16 protein-coding genes are annotated in these 15496 nt (G+C 68.8%); 6 read left to right on the plus strand and 10 right to left on the minus strand.

Annotated elements, in window-relative coordinates; all coding sequences use genetic code 11:
* The first annotated feature begins 36 nt into the window (after nucleotides 1-36).
* Together BR47_RS0116475 and BR47_RS0116480 are read left to right on the plus strand one after the other, a co-directional pair.
* The gene (locus tag BR47_RS0116475) at nucleotides 37-1395 is read left to right on the plus strand and encodes a TIGR01777 family oxidoreductase (RefSeq protein WP_029120188.1); all 1359 of its coding nucleotides are present in this window, start codon (nucleotides 37-39) and stop codon (nucleotides 1393-1395) included.
* The gene (locus BR47_RS0116480) at nucleotides 1392-1823 is read left to right on the plus strand and encodes an SRPBCC family protein (protein ID WP_029120189.1); all 432 of its coding nucleotides are present in this window, start codon (nucleotides 1392-1394) and stop codon (nucleotides 1821-1823) included. Before BR47_RS0116475 ends, BR47_RS0116480 begins: the two co-directional genes overlap by 4 nt.
* 15 nt (nucleotides 1824-1838) lie before the next feature.
* Here the strand turns inward: BR47_RS0116480 and BR47_RS0116485 are convergent, their stop codons facing one another.
* From BR47_RS0116485 to BR47_RS0116530, 10 genes are all read right to left on the minus strand, one after another.
* A complete protein-coding gene (locus BR47_RS0116485) occupies nucleotides 1839-2786 on the minus strand; it encodes an SDR family NAD(P)-dependent oxidoreductase (protein WP_029120190.1) in 948 nt (315 codons plus the stop codon).
* Between the two features lie 5 nt (nucleotides 2787-2791).
* Nucleotides 2792-3538, minus strand: coding sequence for an anti-sigma factor (locus tag BR47_RS0116490; protein ID WP_029120191.1), 747 nt, complete (start codon nucleotides 3536-3538; stop codon nucleotides 2792-2794).
* On the minus strand, nucleotides 3531-4169 hold the full coding sequence (gene sigK, locus BR47_RS0116495; RefSeq protein ID WP_020102868.1) for an ECF RNA polymerase sigma factor SigK: 639 nt from the start codon (nucleotides 4167-4169) through the stop codon (nucleotides 3531-3533). The genes BR47_RS0116490 and sigK overlap by 8 nt, the downstream gene beginning before the upstream one ends.
* The gene (locus BR47_RS0116500) at nucleotides 4166-5458 is read right to left on the minus strand and encodes an SAM-dependent methyltransferase (RefSeq protein ID WP_020102869.1); all 1293 of its coding nucleotides are present in this window, start codon (nucleotides 5456-5458) and stop codon (nucleotides 4166-4168) included. The genes sigK and BR47_RS0116500 overlap by 4 nt, the downstream gene beginning before the upstream one ends.
* Complete coding sequence (locus BR47_RS0116505; RefSeq protein WP_029105548.1) at nucleotides 5455-6177, minus strand: DUF1365 domain-containing protein; 723 nt, start codon at nucleotides 6175-6177, stop codon at nucleotides 5455-5457. The genes BR47_RS0116500 and BR47_RS0116505 overlap by 4 nt, the downstream gene beginning before the upstream one ends.
* Complete coding sequence (locus BR47_RS0116510) at nucleotides 6174-7487, minus strand: NAD(P)/FAD-dependent oxidoreductase (RefSeq protein ID WP_029120192.1); 1314 nt, start codon at nucleotides 7485-7487, stop codon at nucleotides 6174-6176. Before BR47_RS0116510 ends, BR47_RS0116505 begins: the two co-directional genes overlap by 4 nt.
* Nucleotides 7488-7561: 74 nt before the next feature.
* Nucleotides 7562-8200: a Maf family protein gene (locus BR47_RS0116515; RefSeq protein WP_029105550.1), complete on the minus strand. Its 639-nt coding sequence runs from the start codon at nucleotides 8198-8200 to the stop codon at nucleotides 7562-7564.
* Nucleotides 8197-8457 (minus strand): acyl-CoA carboxylase subunit epsilon, encoded by a 261-nt coding sequence (locus BR47_RS0116520; RefSeq protein ID WP_051634848.1) that lies wholly within the window; start codon nucleotides 8455-8457, stop codon nucleotides 8197-8199. The genes BR47_RS0116515 and BR47_RS0116520 overlap by 4 nt, the downstream gene beginning before the upstream one ends.
* Complete coding sequence (locus BR47_RS0116525) at nucleotides 8454-10082, minus strand: acyl-CoA carboxylase subunit beta (RefSeq protein WP_020102876.1); 1629 nt, start codon at nucleotides 10080-10082, stop codon at nucleotides 8454-8456. The genes BR47_RS0116520 and BR47_RS0116525 overlap by 4 nt, the downstream gene beginning before the upstream one ends.
* A gap of 59 nt (nucleotides 10083-10141) precedes the next feature.
* On the minus strand, nucleotides 10142-10870 hold the full coding sequence (locus BR47_RS0116530; RefSeq protein ID WP_231388093.1) for a class I SAM-dependent methyltransferase: 729 nt from the start codon (nucleotides 10868-10870) through the stop codon (nucleotides 10142-10144).
* Nucleotides 10871-11314: 444 nt separating this feature from the next.
* Between BR47_RS0116530 and BR47_RS0116535 the strand changes: the two genes are divergently transcribed.
* The 4 genes from BR47_RS0116535 to BR47_RS0116550 all read left to right on the plus strand — a co-directional run bounded on the left by BR47_RS0116535 (nucleotide 11315) and on the right by BR47_RS0116550 (nucleotide 15467).
* On the plus strand, nucleotides 11315-12463 hold the full coding sequence (locus BR47_RS0116535; protein ID WP_225433607.1) for a glycosyltransferase: 1149 nt from the start codon (nucleotides 11315-11317) through the stop codon (nucleotides 12461-12463).
* Nucleotides 12463-13608, plus strand: coding sequence for a glycosyltransferase (locus BR47_RS0116540; RefSeq protein ID WP_020102879.1), 1146 nt, complete (start codon nucleotides 12463-12465; stop codon nucleotides 13606-13608). The genes BR47_RS0116535 and BR47_RS0116540 overlap by 1 nt, the downstream gene beginning before the upstream one ends.
* A 90-nt stretch (nucleotides 13609-13698) precedes the next feature.
* Nucleotides 13699-14340 carry an acyltransferase gene (locus BR47_RS0116545; protein WP_020102880.1) on the plus strand — a complete coding sequence of 214 codons (642 nt, stop codon included), beginning with the start codon at nucleotides 13699-13701 and terminating at the stop codon, nucleotides 14338-14340.
* Nucleotides 14340-15467, plus strand: a complete 1128-nt coding sequence (locus tag BR47_RS0116550) for a glycosyltransferase family 4 protein (RefSeq protein WP_029120195.1) — start codon at nucleotides 14340-14342, stop codon at nucleotides 15465-15467. The genes BR47_RS0116545 and BR47_RS0116550 overlap by 1 nt, the downstream gene beginning before the upstream one ends.
* Nucleotides 15468-15496 lie beyond the last annotated feature (29 nt).

Raw genomic sequence — 15496 nt, forward strand, 5'->3', positions numbered from 1 at the left:
CGAATCCCACTGAGACCGATTCGACTCGGAGGTTTGATGGGAATCGAGTACAGCAGTGTGGTCGACGCGCCACGCGACGACGTGTTCGCCTGGCATGCGCGGCCGGGTGCCATCCACCGGATGCTGCCGCCATGGCAGCCCATGAGCGTGGTCGCGGAAGCAGCGTCGCTGGCCGACGGGCGCGCCGTGCTCGGTCTGCCGGGCGGGTTGCGCTGGAACGCACAACACAATCCCGCCGACTATGCGCCGCCCGCACGGTTCGTCGACGAATTGAGCCGCGACGGATTGCGTTCGCTGCCAACACAGTTGATCGGGCACTGGCGGCACGAACACTGCTTCGACGCCGTCGGCGACGGGCGCACCCGGGTCACCGACCGCGTCGATGCGCCGGTACCCGGGAACCTGCTCGAGCCGACGTTCCGCTACCGCCATCGCCAGCTGAGCGACGACCTGGCCGCTCACCAGTGGGCGCGCGAACACGGTGCACGTCCCGGCTCGGTCGCGGTGACCGGGGCATCGGGATTGGTCGGCAGCGCCCTGACCGCCTTTCTGTCCACCGGTGGCCACCGGGTCATCCGGCTGGTGCGCCGCGAACCACGCGACGACACCGAACGCCGCTGGGATCCCGACTCACCCGCGGAGAATCTGCTCGACGGCGTCGACGCCGTGGTGCACCTGGCGGGCGCATCGATTGCCGGCCGGTTCACCGACGGGCACAAGAAAGCGGTGCGTGACAGCCGGATCGAGCCGACCCGCCGGCTGGCCGAGTGCGCCGCGGCGGCGACGGACGGACCGTCGGTGTTCGTCAGCGCGTCGGCGATCGGCTGGTACGGAGACGACCGGGCCGACGAACACCTCGACGAATCGGCGCAACCGGGCGACGGGTTCCTGGCCGACGTCGTCGCCGACTGGGAAGCGGCGACGACGCCTGCATCCAACGCCGGACTGCGCGTCGTCAACGTCCGCACCGGCATCGTGCAGACGCCGCGCGGCGGCACGCTGCAACTGATGCGGCCGCTGTTCGCCGCCGGTCTCGGCGGCCCGCTCGGCAACGGGCGGCAGTGGCTGTCCTGGATCGACATCGACGACCTCGTCGATGTGTACCACCGCGCCCTCGTCGACGCCGGGCTGTCCGGTCCGGTGAATGCCGTTGCCCCGCAACCGGTCCGCAACGTGGACTACACGCGGACCCTGGCCGGGGTGCTGCACCGTCCGGCCGTGCTGCCCGTGCCCGCCCTCGGGCCGGCGCTCCTGCTCGGCCGGCAGGGGGCGCGCGAGCTGGCCATGGCCAGTCAGCGTGTGGTGCCCGGCCGGCTCATCGCCGCCGGGCACCGGTTCCGGCGCCCGGATCTCGAGCAGTGCCTGCGCCACCAGCTGGGAAAGGCGGCCCGATGATCGACGCGCAGCGTCAGGTGGTGGTGGCCGCGCCTGCGGACGCCGTCTTCGCGTACCTGGCGGACTTCACGACCACGACGCAGTGGGACCCCGGCACCGTGCACACCGAACGCATCGCCGGTGACGGCGGCGTGGGTACCCGCTACGCGAACACGTCCCGCTTCGCCGGCCGTACGTCGGAGATCACATACGAAGTCACCAGCCTGACGCCGGGGCAGGCGATCGAACTGCGCGGGGTCAATCAGTACCTGGTCGCGCGCGACACCATCACCGTGGCTCCGCACCCCGACGGCACCGAGGTCACCTACCGGATCAGGTTCGCGTTCCAGGGGTGGCTGCGGTGGATCGAGCCCCTGCTGCAACTCGCGGTGGCACACCTTCTCGACGACGGGGCGCGCGGACTTCGCCGCGAACTCGCACGAATCTGATTGCGCGGCAGGTCCTCACAAACCGATGGCAGCGGCGCAGTACTGCCACACCTGCCGCACCTGGGCGTCGTCGTCCCGGCCGGTGGGCAGGTAGTGCGTGGGGCGGATGCGGCGGTCGTGCCAGAACTGTCCGGAAACCGGGGTGGGTTCGGTGGCCGTCAACCAGACCGCGGTGTCGGCGGCCTGCTCGGACGTCCGCAGGATCGGGCGCGTCAGCCGGCGGAACCCGGGCAGTGACTGCGCGACGCCCGGGGTGTCGGCCCAACCGGGATGCATGACGGCCACCATCAATTCGGGCCAGCGCCGCGCCAGCAGTGGCGTCAACGCGACCTGTACGCGTTTACTGCGCGCGTACGCCGTGGCGCCGCGGTAATGCCCGCGCCGGTACTCGATGTCATCGACCGGAAGCGACTGGGTGTACATACCGCCAGAGGACATCAGGACCACCCGCGGGTCGGGCGCGGCGGTGAGCGCCGGCAGCAGGAGTTCCGTCAGCAATACCGGGCCCAGGACGTGGGTTGCCAGCGAAAGCTCGTGTCCCTCCGCGCTTTCCGTCCGCTCCTCGGGCATCACCCCGGCGTTGTGGATCACGGCGTCCAGCCGCGGCCGCCGGGACAGCAGGTCCGCGGCGAACGACCGGACCGCGGCCAGGTGCGACACGTCGCACACCTCCACCGCCACCTTGGCTCCCGGTACGTCGGTGAGCACGTCGCGCCGGGCGGCCTCGCCGCGGGCCCGGTCGCGCACCGTCATCAGCACCGTCGCCCCGAGCGCCGCGAGTTCGGTGGCGATGGCCTTGCCGATACCGGAGTTCGCCCCGGTGACGAGCACGGTGCGGCCGGCGAGTGCCTCGTCCGGCAGTTCGGGCGTCTGCCAGAACTGTTGGCGCACAGCCAGTCCCACGCGGGAGTAGCCGAGCACGACGGTGCGGTCCAGGAGATCGTCGAAGAAGGCGCCGGCCATGGCCGTCACGTCAGGGAGACGACGACGACCGGGGTGCTCGTCGGCTGGCTGGACCCGGAGCCCGGCTCGACCGTCACGGCCACCTTGGCGGCCGCGTCCAGCGCGGGTATCACCTCGCCGCCGGGCGGTGGCATGGTGTCCGCGCTCATGGTGCCGGCGGACCGCGGCGCGCCCGACGCCGGGATGAACCACATCTGGTAGACGTGGCCTGCCGGTGGCGCAGGCACGTCCGCCATGGCCACCACGACGGCGTTCGCCTGTTGCGACGCGCTGAGGGTGATGGTGCCCCCGGCGACGGGCGCGGAGTACGTGCGGATGTCCTGGTTGGCCAGCACCTGCGACACCGTCGGCTGTCCCGGGTGCTCGGTGAAGCGGTCGGAGACGACCGTCGTGCCGATGACGATCGCGCAGATGACCGCGGCGGCCGCCGCGAGTCGGACGAGCAACCGGCGTCGCCGGGTTCGCCTGAGCGCCAACTCATCCGAACTGTGCTCGGCCGACTGGATACCGATTGCCTGCAGGATGCGCGCGCGCAGTTCGGCCGGCGGCGTCAGGGTGTCACTCGCGGTGAGCAGTGCCATGGTCTCCTGGGTGTCGCCGACGATCCGGGCGAACGCCTGCGCGGTGTGCGGCGCGGCGATGCCGAGGCGGCCGGCGATGTCCGAACGTTCGGCCTCGGACACCGCGTCGAGTGCGTATACGTACGCCAGATCGAGCAATTGCTGTTCGTCGTCGGTGTAGCTGTCAGGCATCGGTGCCCACCCCCAAGCAGTTCTTCAGGCGGATCAGGCCGTCCCGGATACGGGCCTTGATGGTGGGGAGCGTGACGTCGAGGTGCTCGGCGACCTCCCGGTAGGTGTGGCCGCTGTAGTACGCCAGGCCGATGGCTTCGCGCTGGACGGTGGTCAATCCGTCGAGGCAGTCGGTGACCTCCTGCTCGTCGAGTCGCTGTCCCACTTCGTCGGCGACGGTGTCGTGCTCGCGGCCGAGGTTCGAGGCGCCGTAGGCGTGGTTGCGGTCGGCGGCCGACTGTTCCGAGCGCACCCGGTCGATGCTGCGGCGGTGGGTCAACGTCATGAGCCAGCCGATCGGGCTGGCCAGTGCGGGGTCGTACTGCCGTGCCGCCGAGGACCACACCTGGAGGAAAACCTCCTGCACGACGTCCTCGGCCAGGGTCCGGTCCCGCACGACGCGGTAGGCGAGGCCGAAAACCCGTGGCGAGGTCAGGTCGTAGAACTCGGTGAAAGCCGTTCTGTCGCCGTCAGCGATCGCGGTGAGCAGCGCTGCGCGGTCCGGCTCACCATCCATGCGGGAATCGTCGCACGGCGGCGTGGGAACCGGGGCGATCTGGCGCAACCCGTCGGATCCGGGCGGCGTGCTCACGATCGCGCCTTCGGCTGCAGGACCAGCTGGTGCAGGTCCAGGTAGCCCGAGGCGAAGCCCGCCTCGGAGTAGGCGAGGTAGAAGCGCCACATCCGCCGGAAGATGCGGTCGAACCCCAGCGCGTCGGCGCCGGCGCTGTTGGCGGTGAAACGCTGCAGCCACAGTCGCAGCGTGTGGGCGTAATGCGGTCCGAACGAATGCCGGTCGGTGATGCGCAGTGCGGTATGTGTGCTGACCGACTTCTCGATGAGCTTGACCGACGGCAGGAACCCGCCCGGGAAGATGTACTTGTGCACCCACGTGTAGGTGTCGCGGGACGCCAGCATGCGCTTGTGCGGCATGGTGATCAGCTGCAGGCCGACCCGGCCGTCGGCCTCGAGGAGGCGCTCGAGCGTGCGCAGGTACGCCGGTAGGTAGCGATACCCGACGGCCTCGATCATCTCGATGGAGACGATTGCGTCGTACGTGCCGGTGATGTCGCGGTAGTCGCACAGCTCGACCGTGATCCGGTCCGACAGCCCGGCGGCGGCGATGCGCTCCCGAGCCAGCAGCTGCTGCTCGCGCGACAGTGTGACGGTGTGTACGTGCGCGCCACGCTGCGCCGCGCGGATCGCCAATTCGCCCCAGCCGGTGCCGATTTCGAGCAGCCGCGTGCCGGCGCCGACGCCGGTGGCATCCAGCAGCCGGTCGATCTTGCGGTGCTGCGCGGCCGCCAGGTCGCGCCACGCCGGCGGCGGGTCGAGCGTGTCGAACAGCGCGCACGAGTAGGTCAGCGTCGGATCGAGGAACATGCTGAAGAACTCGTTGGACAGGTCGTAGTGATGGGCGATGTTCGCACGCGTATCCGCTTGCGCGCCACGGTGGTTGCGTGGCGTTCGTGGCAGCAGCACCGAGCGCAGGCCCTGGAACACGGCCGGCACGACCGTGTCGATGCGGGACGCCAGCGCGGTGAGCACGGCGGTGAGCTCGGGTGCGGACCAGTCGCCGACCATGTACGCCTCACCGAAGCCGATCAGGCCACTGTTCGCGATCCGGCCGAAGAAATCGTCGGGGCGGTGCAACAACATTCGCGGTGCGGCCGGATCATCGGCGCCGGCCGCACCCTGGACGGTGCCGTCCGGATACTCCACCCGCACCGGCAGGTCCCGTACCGCGGCCCGGAACAACGCCCGCGTGACGGGCGTGCCGAGCCGGGTGCGCAGACCGCTTGGCACCTGGGCGATTTCGGTCCACCTGGCCGGCAAAAACGGATCGTACGCGGCGGCACCGTCGTGGAGTTGATTCGTCATAGGGCGGCCTCCTGTGGGCGGGGATGCAGTGGCAGTCCGCGCGCCCAGAGGCGCACGCCCTGCCAGCGGATGCGGGCGAGGACCAGCAGCGGCGCCAGCGGCGCTGCCAGTGCGGTGGTCAGAACGGTTGTGGGACGGGCGGGGTGAACGGACCCGGTCCAGGTGGCCGTCATGACGACCTCGCCGGCCGCGTCGAGCAGCGTGACCGCCACGCCGAGCCGGCCCCGCGCCGGTTCGGGAACCCGCAGCACGTACCGGCCACTGACGGGGTTGAACGGCGACACGTAGAACGCCTTCGGCACGGTGACCTCGCCGCGATGGTCGGCGCGCAGCAGGTAGCGGTGGCGTCCGCCGTAGGTGTTGTGCACCTCGGCGATGGCGCACACCAGTGCGCCGGCGGCGTCGTGGCACCAGTAGACGGTCAGCGGATTGAACACGAAGCCGAAGACCCTGGCATTGGCCAGCATTCGGATGCGGCCGCCGCCGAGGTCGATGCCGTGGTCACCGAGATAGGCCTCGACGTTCTCACGCAGTGTGCGGTTCGGATCGCCGGCATGGTCGGCGGCGTGAAAGCCGGCCAACGGCCGCAGTAGGCGCGGCAACTCGGGCACGGCGTCGAGGTCGACCAGCCAGCTGTAGCTGCGGTAGGTGAACGCGTGCCGCACCGGCACGGTCCGCCTGTGGTGGATGCTGGTTCGCACGATCTGTGGTGGGCTCATACGACATTCCCCGCCGGCCGCAGCAGGGGCGGCACCGGGCCGCTCCACGTACCACCGAGACGTTCGGCCGCGGCGACGCCCGACACCGCGCCGTCTTCGTGAAAGCCCCAGCCGTGATACGCGCCGGCGAACGCCAACCGGTGATCGCCGAGCGTGTGTAGCCGCTGTTGCGCGGCGCGGAACTCGGGGGAGTACTGCGGATGGTCGTACAGCATGGTCGCGATGACCTGGCCCGGGTCGACCCGGCTGCCGCCGCCCAGCGTCACCACGAACCGCCGGTCGGTGCTCGCGTCGAGTCGCTGCAGCCGGTTGAGGTCGTAACTGACCAGGACCTCGTCGGCCTGGACGGTGCACGACGGCATCCGGTAGTTCCACGACGCCCGGGCGCCACGGCGACGCGGCAGCAGCGACGTATCGGTGTGCAGCACAGTGTGATTGATCGAGTACCGCAGGGCGCCGAGGATGTCGACCTCGTCGGCCGTCGGCCGGTCGAGGATCGACAGGGCCTGATTCGGATGGGTCGCGATGACGGCGGCGTCGAACGGCTCCACCCGGTCGGCGTCGTCACGCACCAGCACGCCGTCGGTGGTCCGGGTGACGGTGCGCACGGGTACGCCGGGGCGGACCGAAGGCAGGCGCGCGGTGATCGCTTCGACGTACCGTGCAGAACCTCCGGTCACCGTCCGCCAGGTCGGTGAACCGAACACCGTCAGCATGCCGTGGTGGTCGAGGAACGCCAGCAGGTAGCCGACGGGGTAGTCGAGCGCGACGTCCGGCGGGCACGACCAGACCGCCGCGACCAGCGGCACCATGAAATGCGCGACGAAGTAGCGGGAAAACCCTGCGGCGCCGAGGAATTCGCCGAGTGTCTGACCATCTGCCACGCCGCGCGCCAGCTCGGCGCGGGCGAGCCGGTGGAAACGCGTCACCTCGGCGAGCAGGCGCAGGTAACGCGGGGAGACCACCGCGCCGGGTGTGGCGAACAGGCCCGTCAGCCCCTTCGCGCCGGCGTACTCCAGGCCGCAGCCTTCGCAGCAGACCGACATCGACATGTCGGATTCCTGGGTCCGGACACCGAGTTCGGCGAACAGCCGCAGCAGCGTCGGATAGGTGCGGTCGTTGTGCACGATGAAGCCGGAGTCGACGCCGACGACGGCGGCGCTGCCGCGGCGGGCCGTCAGCTCATGGGTGTGCGCGTGGCCACCGCACCGCGGTTGTGCCTCGAACAGGGTGACTTCCGCGTCGCGGGCGAGCACCCAGGCTGAGGTGAGCCCCGATATGCCGCTGCCGATCACTGCTATCCGCCGCACCGTGCCGTCCTTCCTGGTTTGTCACCAGGAATTCGGCGCGGGATGCGCTGCGGATAGGTGGATTCGGGAAAAAGTTACTCGGGCCGGTTGGCGGCCCACAACTGGGCGACGGACACGCCGAGCTGGGCCAGCATGCGGCGCAGCAGGGGCAGGCTCAGCCCGATGACGTTCGAGGGATCGCCGTCGATGCCGTCGATGAACCAGCTGCCCAGGCCGTCGAGGGTGAAAGCGCCTGCCACCCAGAGGGGTTCGCCGGTGTCGAGGTAGGCCTCCAGGTCCGAGGCGGTGGGTTCGCCGAAACGCACTGTGGTGGAGCCGAGTTCACTGACCTGAGCGGTGACGGCGCCGTCGGTCAGGCGCAGGACGCAGTGGCCGGTGTGCAGGACGGCGCTGCGGCCGGCCATCGAGTTCCATTGCCGCCGTGCCACATCGGGGGTGCCCGGCTTGCCGGTCAGCCGGCCGTCGAACTCGAGCATCGAATCACAGCCGATGACAACGCAATCCGACGACAGGCTCGCATCGAGTGATTCGGCGACCCGTTGCGCCTTGGCTGTCGCCAGGGCACGCACGACGTCGCCGGGCCGGGCGTCGCCGAGAGACGCGATGATCGCGTCCTCGTCGACGTCGGATACCAGCACGACCGGTTCGACACCGGCCTTGCGCAGCACGCTGAGCCGGCCCGCGGAGGCCGAGCCCAGCACTATCCGGGTCATCGCCGGATGAAGGTCCGCTCCACCAGGGTCACCAACTGCCAGCTGGTGTACGCGTACCGCAGCTTGGAGACCGGGTGGCCCCAGTCGTTGCGGTCACCGGTCTCCGGGGCACCGCCGGCGCCCGAGGCGCTGGCCAGCACCGTCACCAGCGCGGCGAGCTCCTCGTCGGACGGGTTGCCCTTGACGACCTGGAACAGCGGCGCCACCGGGGCTTCCGGCTGAACTTCGGCTTCGGGGGTCTGCACGTCGGCGCTCACAGCGGGATGTTCCCGTGCTTCTTCGGCGGCGTCTGGACGATCTTGCGCTCCAGCAGCCGCAGCGAGTTGGCGATGTAGCCGCGGGTGTGCGACGGCGGGATCACGGCGTCGACGTAACCACGCTCGGCGGCGACGTACGGGTTCACCAGGGTGTCCTCGTACTCCTGCTGCAGCTGCAGGCGCAGGGCGTCGACGTCGACGCCGTCCTTCTCGGCCTGCTTGAGCTCCTGGCGGTAGACGAAGCCGACCGCGCCCGAGGCACCCATGACGGCGATCTGGGCCGTCGGCCACGCCAGGTTGACGTCGCAACCCATGTCCTTGGAGCCCATGACGCAGTACGCGCCGCCGTAGGCCTTACGGGTGATGACGGTGATCTTGGCGACGGTGGCCTCACCGTAGGCGTACAGCAGCTTGGCGCCGCGGCGGATGATGCCGTTGTACTCCTGCTCGGTGCCCGGCAGGAAGCCCGGGACGTCCACCAGCATGATGATCGGGATGTTGAAGGCGTCGCAGGTGCGGATGAACCGCGCGGCCTTCTCCGAGGCGTTGATGTCCAGGCAGCCGGCGAACTGCGTCGGCTGGTTGGCCACGATGCCGACCGGGCGGCCGTCGATGCGGCCGAAGCCGATCACGATGTTCTGCGCGTAGCCGGGCTGGATCTCGAGGAACTCGTCGTCGTCGAGGATGCGCGAGATGACCTCGTGCATGTCGTACGGCTGGTTCGGCGAATCCGGGATCAGCGTGTCGAGCTCGAGGTCCTCTTCGGTGAGGTTGTCCTCGACGGCGCCCGGGTGCGGCGGCGCGGGCAGGCGCGGCGGCTCGGCGTAGTTGTTCGGGGGCAGGTAGCTCAGCAGGTCGCGGACGTAGTCCAGGGCGTCCTGCTCGCCCGAGGCGACGTAGTGCACGGTGCCGGACTTGGCCTCATGGGTGTGGGCGCCGCCCAGCTCCTCCATGGTGACCTCTTCACCGGTGACGGTCTTGATGACGTCCGGTCCGGTGATGAACATCTGGCTGGTCTGGTCGACCATGATGATGAAGTCGGTGAGCGCGGGCGAGTACACGTGGCCACCGGCCGCGGCACCCATGATGAGCGAAATCTGGGGGATGACACCCGACGCCAGGATGTTGTTGCGGAAGATGCGGCTGTACAGGCCGAGCGAGACCACACCCTCCTGGATGCGGGCGCCGGCGCCGTCGTTGATGCCGATCAGCGGGCGGCCGGTCTTGATGGCCAGCTCCTGGACCTTGACGATCTTCTCGCCGTAGACCTCACCGAGGCTGCCGCCGAAGACGGTGGCGTCCTGGCTGAAGATGCAGACCTCGCGGCCGTCGATGGTGCCGTAGCCGGTGACCACACCGTCGCCGAGCGGGTGCTTGTCGGCCAGGCCGAAGTTGGTGCTGCGGTGCTTGGCCAGCGCGTCGAGTTCGACGAACGAGCCCTCGTCCAGCAGCGCCAGGATGCGCTCGCGGGCGGTGAGCTTGCCCTTCTGGTGGACCTTCTCCACGGCGGCCTCGCCGACGGGGTGCAGGGTCTCTTCGGTACGCCTACGCAGGTCTTCCAGCTTGCCTGCGGTGGTGTGGATGTCGATCGCCTTGTCCACCGGTGGCTCGGTCACGCTCGTCATGGCGACGATGTTAACGGTTCTCTAAGAAAGTTGTGAAGGTGGGGTGCTCACTCGGCGGGTCACGCAGGTTTGCGCAGGACCACAGCCGCGAAACTCGTGAGCGCCGGCACCGGGTGCTTAAGAAGGAAACGGCTCTTCGCGCGCTCGAGGGCATCGAGCGGCGGCAGCACGCGGTAGTAGCCGTGGCCGTAGGCGCCGGACCAGGATTCGACCTGGAAACCCACGCTCTCGTAGCGCTTGATGGCCTTCTGGGTGGGGCCGGTGGTCCAGCGGTAGTAGGCCGGGAACTTCTCGTGGTGCGGGTTCTGCAACCGGCCGGGCTGCAGCTTGCTGATGACGGTGCGCGCCGCCTGCTCCGGGATGAGCAGGTTCACCACGAACGGGAACGCGAACAGTGTCGGGAAGAAATGCACCGAAAGTCCGCCTGGGCGAAGGAGTTTGAAGCAGTTCTCGTGGAACGTGCGGGCGTCGGGCAGGTGCTCGCAGAGCATCTTGGAGAACACCAGGTCGTACGCATTGAGCTCGTTGTCGATCGGTTTGCACAGATCGGCGACGCGGGTGTGCACGCGGCTGTTGGCCTTGGCCAGTTCGGTGGCCGAGATGTCGATGACGACGCGCTCGTCGGCGAAGCTCCAGTCGTCGCCACCGATGATGGGGTTGGCGCCGCCACCGAGTTCGGCGACGGCCTTGACACCCTCGCGCTCGGCCAAGGTGCGGACAGACTCGTCGTAGCCCTGCCACAGGGTGTCCAGGTCCTTGTAATGGACGTCCACGTGTGTACCGCTCATTTGCGCACCGTTCATAGATTCTTCCGCCCCCGCGGCTTGCACGTCCTGCGTCAGCAGTTTGCTGGTAAGTCAATATACACTTCGCGCGCTGGTCCCGCCCAGAACTCGCGTTGAACACCGTTCAGGCTGTGGTATTTGCTGGGCGAGTCGTGAGCGCGGCGACGCCGAGCCTTCTCTCGGAGGCGGCGAATTGCCTGGTCGGCATGGCCGTGAACAGGCGTTACGGCCCGGTCGTGGAACCGTGGACGGCAGATTTCCGGTGGTGAATTGCACTTAGCTGAGCCGGTGTGTGCGCACCGTCGCGGGCGCGTCCTGCGCAGGCGCGATGCATTTAGCTTGTCAATTGCGTTAGTTTGCGGTTCGATATGCGTGCCCGGCATTTGCGGGTAGCTGACTTCACGACCGCGAGACGATCACCGGATCGGCGCAGAGGGATACTCAACAGTGCATTCGACGCGCAAGTACGACGGAGTGGACGGCCCCAAGGTGGCCATCGCCCACGACTATCTGACCCAGTTCGGCGGCGCGGAAAAAGTTGTCCTCTCGATGACCAAGGCATTCCCGGATGCCCCGCTGTACACGATGCTGTACGACCCCGAGCTGACCTACCCGGAGTTTGCCGACCTGGACATCCGGGTGTCCGCGCTCAACAAGGTGGGTCTGGCCCGCAAGTACCACCGGGCCGCCCTGCCGCTGTATCCGCGCGTGGCCGAGTCCATGTACGTCGACGCCGACATCGTGCTGGCGAGTTGCAGTGGCTGGTCGCACGGTTTCCGCACCAACGGCAAGAAGCTCATCTACTGCTACAACCCGGCGCGCTGGCTCTACCAGACCGAGGCCTACCTCGGGGACCACGCCAACCCGCTCAAGCGCCTGGGCCTCAAGCTCACCAAGAAGCGCCTGCTGGACTGGGACCGCCGGCAGGCGCTCGCGGCCGACAAGTACCTCGCGATCTCGACCATGATCAGCGGGTATGTCAAGAAGGCCTACGACATCGACGCCGAGGTGATGTTCGCGCCGGTGGCGATGTCGCGGTCGTACGCTGTCGAACCCGTCGAGGAACTCGAGGACAAGGTCGACCTGAGCGATCCGGATGGCAGCTTCTACCTCGTCGTGTGCCGGCTGCTGCCGTACAAGAACGTCGACGTCATCGTGCGGGCGTTTGCCGGCAGCGACCGGCAGCTCGTGGTGGTCGGCAACGGGCCGGAAGCCGAGCGGCTTCGGTCGTTGAAGACCGACAATGTGACCATGCTCCACAACCTGACCGACGGGCAGATGGCCTGGCTCTACAAGAACTGCCGAGCGCTGATGTCATCGAGTTTCGAGGACTACGGCCTGACCCCCATCGAGGCGGGGGTGTGGGGCCGGCCGAGCGTCGCGCTGCGGTTCGGCGGCTTCCTCGACACCATCGACGAGGGCACCACCGGCCTGTATTTCGATGAACCACAACCGGATTCGGTGCGCGAGGCGCTGGACCGATTCGAGTCGGCGACGTGGGATCAGGAGAAGATCAAGCACCACGTCTCCCAGTTCACCGAGGACGCGTTCAGCGCTCGACTGCATGAAGCGGTCGACAAGCTGGCTGGGTACTGATGGCGCCAGAAGCGACCCCGGTCGCGACGCTGAAGGACTACCGCCTGGTGTACGTCGGTCCGGCGGACCACGAGACGGCGGTGGGCGACTACGCGGAGAACCTGACGCGTGCGCTGCGGCCACACGTCGGCGAACTCGTCGAGCACCGCACGCTGGGGCCGGGTTCCGACAGCGCGCGGGAAATCCTGGGTCACCGGCGCGCGGTGGCGAACCTGGTCGCCGGTGGGAAACCCGGCCGGGTGCTGGTGCATGCGGAGCTGGCGGCCGGTGCCGTGTCGGCGTTCTGGTCCATCGCGGGCTTGCGCGGGGTGCCGGTGACGGCGACGGTGCACGATCCGCCGCAAGGCATCTGGTGGCCGGGCCGCACGAAGTTCGTGGCCCGGCACAAGCTGGTGATGCACGGCCTGCACTACCCGCTGCGCCCGGTGTCACGGATGCTCGAGGGCGCGGTCAACGGGAACCGGACGCTGTTCGCGCTGAGCCAGATCGGGGCGCAGTCCATCCGCGACGTGTATCCGAACACCGACGTGGCCTACGCCCCCTACCTCGTGTGCGACCGGCCCAGGGTCCGCGCGGTGATCGAACGCCCGAAGGCCGTGGGCTTCTTCGGACATGTGTACCGGGGCAAGGGTTTCGAGCAGATCGCCCGCATCCGCCGCGAGCTGCCCGACGACATCGTGATCCGCGTGGCGGGCCGGGGGACCGAGGCACTGCCCGGTGGCCCCGGGGTGGAGATCGTGGGTGCCGTCGACGGTGACGCCGAGGACGCGTTCTTCGATTCGGTGCGCGCCGTGGTGATTCCGTACGGCAAGCGCCATTTCTACGCCGAGACCTACCCCGCCTCGTCGGTCGCGGCCCACGCCATGGCCTACCGCACGCCGGTGGTGTGCACCGACTACGGCTCGCTGGCGGAGTTCGGCACCGAGACCGGCGCGGTCGTCGTGCCCATGGACTCCGATGACCCGAAGGCGCTGCCGGCCGGGTTCTCGGCGGCCATCGAGGCCCTGCTCAATGACGAAACCCGGCTCAAGGAACTGGAGGCGAACGCCGACCGGACGCGCCAGGAGCGGTCGCCGGAGAACGTCGCCGCCGCCTACGCCGCAAAGTGGTCGGAGATGCTGGCGCGCCAGGGCCGGCTGCACTGACTAGGCCGAAACACTGTGGTTAACTCGGAATCCGGGACGACGGGAGCGAACAACGTGATTGGCGAGCCGGCAACGGCAGACCCAGCAGATGTGGCACGCAAGAAAGCGGCCGCGCCGACCTTGAAATTGCCGCCGGATCCGGAATGGAAACTCGGGGAAGACGGCCGCGTCACCTACTACAAGATGCAGAGCATGGGCGTGGGCCGCAAGGCGCGCAACCGAATTGGCGAACTGCTGTTCAACATGTTCATCACGCACATCCCGTCGCACACCATCCGCCAGGGCTTCCTCCGGCTGTTCGGCGCCACCATCGGTGAGTGGTCGACCATCATGCGCGGCACCACGATCCTGGACATCGAATTCCTGACGATCGGCAACGGCACCACCATCGGTTTCCGCTGCCTGCTCGACGCACGGGCCGGCCTGTGGATCGGCGACAACGTGACGATCGCCAGCGATGTCCACCTGCTCGGCGGTGGGCACGACATCAACCACCCGGACTTCCTGCCGATCCCGATCCCGACGGTGATCGAGGACTACGTCTGGATCGCGAGCCGGGCCATGGTGCTGCCCGCCCTGATCGGCCGCGGCGCCGTCGTCGCCGCGCAGGCGCTCGTGGTCAAGGATGTGGCCCCGCTCGACGTGGTCGGCGGCAACCCCGCCAAAGTGTTCGCCAAGCGTAATCCGGATGCATTGGGCTACAGCGCAAAGTACCGGCCGTTGTTCTGCTGATGCCGGTCGATCTGCGCGAGTACCGGTTGGTCTACATCGGTCCGGCCGAAGGCCAGACCGCGGTGGGCGACTACGCCGAGAACTTCGTCAACGCCGTACGGCCGCTGTTCGGTGAGGTCGTACAACGTCGCACCCTGGGTCCGGGCGCCGAGACGGTAGCCCAGGTGCGGGGTCACCGGCGTGCGGTCGCCGAGCTGGTGGCGGGCGGTACGCCGGGCCGGGTGCTGGTGCATGCGGAGCTGGCGGCCGGTGCGGTGTCGGCGTTCTGGTCCATCGCGGGGTTGCGCGGGGTGCCGGTGACGGCGACGGTTCACGATCCGCCGCAAGGCATCTGGTGGCCGGCGCGGACCCGGTTCGTGGCGCAGCACCGGCTCGTCATGCATGGCCTGCACTACCCGCTGCGTCCGCTGTCGCGGCGGATCGAGGGCATCGTCAACGGGGACCGGACGATGGTCGCGCTGAGCCAGATCGGCGCGGACTCCATCAAGGCCACCTACCCCGCCACCACGGTCGCCGCCGTGCCGCACATCATCTCCGAACGGCCGCGGCTGCGCCCGCTCACCGAGCGGCCCAAGGCGGTGGGTTTCTTCGGGCATGTGTACCGGGGCAAGGGTTTCGAGCAGATCGCCCGCATCCGCCGGGAGCTGCCCGACGACGTCGTGATCCGCGTGGCGGGCCGGGGGACCGAGGCGCTGACGGGTGGGCCGGGGGTGGAGATCGTCGGCCCGGTCGACGGTCCGGCCGAGGATGCGTTCTTCGATTCGGTACGGGCCGTGGTGATTCCGTACGGCAAGCGCCACTTCTACGCCGAGACCTACCCGGCGTCCGGCTCCGTCGCGCACGCGATGGCGTACCGGACCCCGGTGGTGTGCACCGACTACGGCGCCCTGGCCGAACTGGACGAACGCGCCGGTGCCCTCGTCGTCCGCATCGGCGACCAGAACCCCGAACAGGTGGCGTCGTCGTTGGCCAAGGCCATCGTGTCCCTCGTCTCCGACGACCAGCGGCTGGCCGAGTTCGGCCGGCACGTCGAGGCCTACCGCGAGGCCTGCTCCGGGCCGCGGACGGCCGAGGCGTTCGGCCGCGTGTGGACCGACTTGTTGACCCGAGCATCTGTGAGCGTGTGACCTGACTGCCCCCGACGCGCCCACCCGCA

The organism is Mycobacterium sp. UNC410CL29Cvi84, from assembly GCF_000686745.1.
Classification (GTDB): domain Bacteria; phylum Actinomycetota; class Actinomycetes; order Mycobacteriales; family Mycobacteriaceae; genus Mycobacterium; species Mycobacterium mucogenicum_B.

Coding starts and splice junctions, on each gene's coding strand:
- BR47_RS0116475 (WP_029120188.1), top strand. CDS start 37: ATGGGAATCGAGTACAGCAGTGTGGTCGACGCGCCACGCGACGACGTG.
- BR47_RS0116480 (WP_029120189.1), top strand. CDS start 1,392: ATGATCGACGCGCAGCGTCAGGTGGTGGTGGCCGCGCCTGCGGACGCC.
- BR47_RS0116485 (WP_029120190.1), bottom strand. CDS start 2,786: ATGGCCGGCGCCTTCTTCGACGATCTCCTGGACCGCACCGTCGTGCTC.
- BR47_RS0116490 (WP_029120191.1), bottom strand. CDS start 3,538: ATGCCTGACAGCTACACCGACGACGAACAGCAATTGCTCGATCTGGCG.
- BR47_RS0116500 (WP_020102869.1), bottom strand. CDS start 5,458: ATGACGAATCAACTCCACGACGGTGCCGCCGCGTACGATCCGTTTTTG.
- BR47_RS0116505 (WP_029105548.1), bottom strand. CDS start 6,177: ATGAGCCCACCACAGATCGTGCGAACCAGCATCCACCACAGGCGGACC.
- BR47_RS0116515 (WP_029105550.1), bottom strand. CDS start 8,200: ATGACCCGGATAGTGCTGGGCTCGGCCTCCGCGGGCCGGCTCAGCGTG.
- BR47_RS0116525 (WP_020102876.1), bottom strand. CDS start 10,082: ATGACGAGCGTGACCGAGCCACCGGTGGACAAGGCGATCGACATCCAC.
- BR47_RS0116530 (WP_231388093.1), bottom strand. CDS start 10,870: ATGAGCGGTACACACGTGGACGTCCATTACAAGGACCTGGACACCCTG.
- BR47_RS0116540 (WP_020102879.1), top strand. CDS start 12,463: ATGGCGCCAGAAGCGACCCCGGTCGCGACGCTGAAGGACTACCGCCTG.
- BR47_RS0116550 (WP_029120195.1), top strand. CDS start 14,340: ATGCCGGTCGATCTGCGCGAGTACCGGTTGGTCTACATCGGTCCGGCC.